This window comes from Streptomyces sp. NPDC044704, from assembly GCF_056433525.1.
This window is the reverse complement of record NZ_JBWKGY010000045.1, coordinates 1-3629: the sequence shown is the minus strand read 5'-3', so window position 1 is coordinate 3629 and position 3629 is coordinate 1. Positions and strand designations below refer to the sequence as shown.

General features: G+C 70.1%; 2 protein-coding genes. One reads left to right on the top strand and one right to left on the bottom strand.

All coding sequences use genetic code 11. The annotated features are described in order from the left end of the window. Positions 1–393 precede the first annotated feature (393 nt). Positions 394–2649, top strand: a complete 2256-nt coding sequence (locus tag AC07B0_RS40255; protein ID WP_478900591.1) for an MMPL family transporter — start codon at positions 394–396, stop codon at positions 2647–2649. 77 nt (positions 2650–2726) lie between these two features. Here AC07B0_RS40255 and AC07B0_RS40250 read toward each other — a convergent pair whose 3' ends face one another. Beyond that, on the bottom strand, positions 2727–3461 hold the full coding sequence (locus AC07B0_RS40250) for a helix-turn-helix domain-containing protein (RefSeq protein ID WP_356884268.1): 735 nt from the start codon (positions 3459–3461) through the stop codon (positions 2727–2729). Positions 3462–3629 lie beyond the last annotated feature (168 nt).

The window sequence follows — 3629 nt, the reverse complement described above, 5'->3', positions numbered from 1 at the left end:
GGAAATCATCAACATCTGCGTTGCGCGAAACCTGCATCACAGCAGGTCAGAGTCCACAAATCATTGCAATGATCCTTTGGATTAACGCAACGCTCGAACCCTGTTCGTTGCAATGGACTGAGTGTGAACGCTATACCGGCCCCGTTGTGGCCCGCAGCGCCCCCGGGTGCGGCCACCAGGCCTCCACGAGAGTCAATCGGAATTCAGTCCCCGCTCAAGGCGGTCGCGTCAGGATTCCGACGTGCCGGTTGCCCGGCCGGCTCGGCTGCGCGGACCTCACGTTCCGCGCCGCGGGCCGGGGATCGGCGCGTGCGGCCCGGTTGGGTGGTGACGGGTTCTGTCGTGCCTCAGGCGGGTCTTGATGCCATTTGATCTCGACGGGAGTCCCCCACCATGGCAACGTTCCTCCACAGACTGGGCCGCTTCGCGTTCCGAAGGCGTGGCCTCACAGCCCTCCTGTGGCTGTTGGTCCTCGTGGGCGCCGTGGTCGCGGCCTCCTCCGCCCCCGCGCCCCCGGCCGACACCTTCTCGATGCCGGGTACCGAGTCGCAGAAGGCCTTCGACCTGCTCAAGGAGAAGTTCCCGGCGGCGAGCGCCGGCGGTGCCAGCGCCCGGGTCGTCGTACGTGCGCCCCAGGGCCAGGACGTCCCCGGCCCCGAGCGCAAGCCGGCGGTCTCCGGGCTCGTCGCCGAACTGGCGAAGGCCCCGGGGGTCGTCTCCGTCACCGACCCGTACCTGCCCGGAGCCGTCAGCAAGGACGCCACCACCGCGTACGCGGTCGTGACGTACAAGGCCACCGCCACCGAGCTGACCGACGTGGAACACGACGCGCTGACGGAGGCGTTCGACAGGGCACGCGACACGGGCCTGACCGTCGAGGCCGGCGGTGACGCCATCAAGATCGACGTGGCGATGGGCGGTGCCGAGGGGATCGGCATCCTCGTCTCCGCCGTGGTCCTGCTGATCACCTTCGGATCGATGATCGCCGCCGGCATGCCCCTGCTCACCGCCCTCATCGGGGTCGGTGTCGGCATCAGCGGCATCACCGCGCTCGGCAGCACCCTCGGCCTGTCCGCGAACACCTCCACGCTGGCCATGATGATCGGCCTCGCCGTCGGCATCGACTACGCCCTGTTCATCATCTCCCGCTACCGCTCCGAGATCGCCGAGGGCCACGAACGGCAGGAAGCCGCGGGACGCGCCGTCGGCACCGCCGGCTCGGCGGTCGTCTTCGCGGGCCTCACCGTCATCATCGCGCTCGCCGGACTGGCCGTGGTGAACATCCCCATGCTCACCAAGATGGGCATGTCCGCCGCGGGCACCGTCGCCGTCGCCGTCCTCATCGCGATCACCCTCGTGCCCGCCCTGCTCGGCTTCGCGCCCGTCAAGGTGCTCCGCCGCATCGACCGCAAGGCGATCACCGGCAAGCCGCTCTCCGCCCGCCAGCAGCGCAAGGCCGCCAAGGAGGCCGCCCGGACGAAGCCCAACCTGGGGACGCGCTGGGCCCGTTACGTACTGCGCCACCCGGTGGCCGTCCTGGTCGTCGGCGTGTTCGGACTGGGCGCGATCGCCCTGCCCGCCGCCAGCCTGGAACTGGGGCTGCCCGGCGAGGGCACCATGGCCGCCGAGACCACCCAGCGCAAGGCGTACGACATGCTGTCGGAGTCCTTCGGCCCCGGCTTCAACGGACCGCTGATGATCACCGTGAGCGCTCCGGACGCCGGGGCCGCGGCCGGCGGCGTCGGCAAGGCGCTGGCCGAGGTCGACGGGGTCGCGTCCGTCTCGCCGGCCGCGCCCAACGCGGCGAACGACACCGCGATCCTGAACCTCGTACCGGGCACCGGACCCACCGACCACGCCACGGAGGAACTGGTCCGCACCCTCCGCGGCAGCGTGGGCGGCATCGAGACCGCCACGGGGGCGCAGGAGATCCTCGTGACCGGCCAGACCGCGATGTTCATCGACTTCTCGAAGACCCTCGACGACGCCCTGGTGCCCTACCTGGCACTCGTCGTCGGTCTCGCCTTCCTCCTCCTGGTCCTCGTCTTCCGGTCGGTCCTGGTCCCGCTCAAGGCGGCCCTCGGCTTCCTGCTGTCGGTCAGCGCGTCCCTCGGGGCCGTGGTAGCCGTCTTCCAGTGGGGCTGGCTCGCCGACGTCTTCGGCGTCAAGGAGGCCGGCCCCGTCATGAGCACGATGCCGATCTTCATGATCGGCGTGGTGTTCGGCCTCGCGATGGACTACGAGGTGTTCCTGGTCAGCCGGATGCGGGAGGCACACGTCCACGGAGCGCGGCCCGAGGAGGCCGTCGTCACCGGCTTCCACCACGGCGGACGCGTGGTCAGCGCGGCCGCGATCATCATGATCAGCGTGTTCTCCGGCTTCATCACCGAGCAGAACGACCTCATCAAGATGATCGGCTTCGCCCTCGCAACGGCCGTGCTCTTCGACGCCTTCGTCGTCCGCATGGCGATCGTCCCGGCCCTGTTCGCCCTGCTGGGCAGCTCCGCCTGGTGGCTGCCGAAGTGGCTGGACAGGCTGCTGCCGAACCTGGACGTCGAGGGCGAGAAACTGAGCCGCCGGCCGGCCACCACCGGCGACTCCGGTTCCCCTGCCCCGCGCTCCCCGCGCGAGCGCGAACTGATCCGCTGAGCCGGCCCGGGGGCCACCGGCCCCTCCCGACCTCCTCCACACGGTGCGCCCCGGCCCGAACCCTCCGGGGCGCACGCTCAGGTGCTGCCGTCCGCAGGCGTCTCGGGCTTCGTGTGGAGGACGTCGCGGGCCTGTTCCGCGGCGCGGGTGATGCTCTCGCTGACGAAGTCGACGAAGCGGGAGATGCTCTCCAGACGGGTGCCGGCCGGGGTCTGGTGGCCGAGGACGCCGACGCCCTGCCGCGCCGTCTCGGCGAGCTGGGCGGTGGCGCGGGCGCTGGCGATCATCGACTGGTACCAGACGTCGTCGTCGACGACGTAGCGCTCGCGGCGGCGTTCGTCGCGTTCCCGGCGGACGAGGCCCTGTTCGTCGAGGAACGCGACCGCCTTGGAGATGGAGGCCGGGCTGACCTGGAGGCGCTGGACCAGTTCGGACGCGGTGAGGCTGCCGGTGTCGGTCAGCGTGAGGCAGGCCATCACCCGGGCCATCATCTTGGGCATGCCCGAGGACATGAGGACGGTGGTGTACGTCTCCTCGTACTCGCGCACGGCCTCGGCGTCGCGTCCGTGGGCCTGCGGGGGCGCCTGCACACCCCGGGGCGCGGTCTGCGTGCGCCGGTGGGCGCGGCGTTCGGTCGCGCGGTGGGCGAGGTCGGCGCGGTAGGCGGTGGGACCGCCGTTGCGCATCACCTCGCGCGTGATCGTCGAGGTCGGGCGGTCGAGGCCGCGGGCGATCTCCGCGTAGGCGAGGCCGTCGGCCAGGCCCAGCGCGATCTGCTGGCGTTCCTGCTGGGTGAGTCTGCCTCCCGGCATCGGGGTCTCCTTCGTGGTCCGTGGTGCGTCCACCATAGCGTTCACTCCCAGTTGATTGCAACGCGAAGGCATCGGGCGTTGCGTTACTTCGGAAGGCCGTTGCAACGACTTTCTACCTCTGACCTGCATTTATATAGTTCGTACGCAACAGGCTTGTTGCCAACTCCT